Here is a 2,100-nt window from a genome sequence, read left to right as displayed (position 1 = left end):
CGATCTCGGCGCGGGCGAGATCGGTGCGTCCGGTACGGCCGTAGCGCCCCACGAGCAGCAGCCGGGCGGCCCCGCCGGTGTGTCCCGCGTGTCCACGGGACTCCTCGACCGCTTCCCGCAGCAGCAGCTCGGCCGCCTCCTCGGCCGCGGGACCGCTCGCGGCCTCCAGCCGTACGGCGGCCAACCGCGCCTTGAACAGTGAGACTTGGGTGGGCATGCCGATACGCGCGCAGCTCACCATGGCCCGTTCGAAGTCCGCCGCGGCCCGCGCGTAGCGGCCCCGGCGTTCGTAGGACTCGCCGCGGGCGGACAGGGATTCGGCGAGCATCACCGAGTCACCAGCCCGTTCGAACAGCGCCACCGCCTCGTCGGCGTCCCGCGCCGCCCGCTCCTCGTCGCCTGGACCGGCGTCCAGCAGTCTCCCCCGCATCGTGAGCGCGAGGCCGAGGTCCCATCCCCGGCCGGGCCTGGCGCGGCACGCGTCGACCAGGGCGTCCAGCGTCTCGCCCATGCCGCGCCACTCGCCGACCAGCAGCCCGGCGAAGAACCACATGACGGCCGGCTGCCGGCAGACCTGGGGCAGGTCCCGGCGGTAGGCGGCGACGATCCGGGTGAGCTGGTCGCGGGTACGGTCGCCGGACCAGTTCCGCGCGTGGTCCTCGTCCCACTCCGCCCCCTCGGCCCCTCCCCCGCGGCTCGCGAACCGCAGCAGGCGCACACCGCGTCTGGCCTCCCACACCTGTTCGTCGGACCAGGGCGGCGGCAGGTCGGTGCACGGGTCATCGAGCGGTACGGCGGGGCGGACGGGTGCCTGGAACGGGTCGGGCCCCAGCGCCGTGACGGCCTCGGGCCAGTCGCGGGCATCGCGCTGATGACCACGTACCTGCCAGAACCAGCTCATGGACAGGACGAGACACATCGCGTCCTGTTCGGTCGCCGGCCCGCCGTCGTGCCGGAGCGCGGCGCGCAGGGCGGCGCGTACGTTGTCGTGCTCCCGCTCGAACTGCCGGAGCCGGTACGCCTGGTGGGGGCCGCGCAGCTCCGGTTCGCCGACGCGTACGAGTTCACGGTAGGCGCGCAGATGCCGTAGCTCGACGGCCCTCCGTTCACCCGACTCGTCCAGTCGCCGCGCGGCGTACTCGGCGACGGTCTCCAGCAGCCGAAAGCGCATACCGTCGGGACGCGTTCCGCCCGGAAGCTTCTCGTCGGGACCGCCGGGTACGGCCACCAGCAGCGATTTGTCGACAAGGGAGGCGAGCGTGTCGAACACCGCCGGGTCCGGGACGTCGCCGCCCGCGCAGACCTCCTCGGCCTCGCTCGCCGCGCAGCCGCCCACGAAGACGGAGAGCCTGCGCAGCACGGCCCGTTCGGTCTCCGTCAGCAGCTCCCACGACCAGTCCACGACGGCGCGCAGGGTCTGCTGCCTCGGCAGTACGGTCCGGCTGCCGCTGCCCGCGCCCAGCACCCGGAAGCGGTCGTCGAGCCGGTCGGCGAGCTGGCGCGGGGTGAGCAACCGCAGGCGGGCGGCGGCCAGTTCGACGGCGAGCGGCAGCCCGTCGAGTCTGCGGCAGATCTCCTCGCAGGCCGCCGGGTCGTCGTCCGTACGGAAGCCGGGGCGGGCGGCGGCGCCGCGTTCGCCGAGCAGCCGCAGCGCCCCGGTCGGCGCCAGCGGGCCGACCCCGTACAGGAACTCGCCCCGTACGCCCAGGGGTTCGCGGCTGGTGGCGAGGACGGTCACCCGGCGGCAGCGGGTGAGGACGGTCTCGGCGAGTTCGGCGACGGCGCCGATCACCTGCTCGCAGTTGTCGAGGACGATCAACAGGCGCCGGGAGCCGCAGTGTTCGACGAGCGCGGCGAGCGGGTCGGGTGCCTCGACCTCGGCGCCGCCGGGACCGCGCACCGCCGTCTCGCGGGCCCCGAGCGCGGTCAGTACGGCCTCCGCCACGTCGCCGGACTCGCGTACGGAGGCGAGTTCCGCCACCCGGATCCCGTCCGGCCAGTGACCGCTCGCACGGGCCACGCTCTCGGCGGCCTCGAAGGCCAGCCGGGTCTTGCCGGCGCCGCCGGGCCCGGTGAGCGTGACGAGGCGGCGGGCCGGCA

Annotated in this window: 1 protein-coding gene; it reads right to left on the bottom strand. The window is 75.0% G+C overall.

What is annotated here, in order from left to right:
• Positions 1-2,100: ATP-binding protein (locus tag BHU15_RS40590; protein WP_255293282.1), on the bottom strand; the 2,100-nt coding region annotated here is incomplete at both ends.

It is taken from the genome of Streptomyces niveus (assembly GCF_001723055.1).
Lineage (GTDB): Bacteria > Actinomycetota > Actinomycetes > Streptomycetales > Streptomycetaceae > Streptomyces > Streptomyces niveus.
Note: the sequence above shows the minus strand (reverse complement) of the source record. Positions and strands in the feature narration are given on the sequence as shown.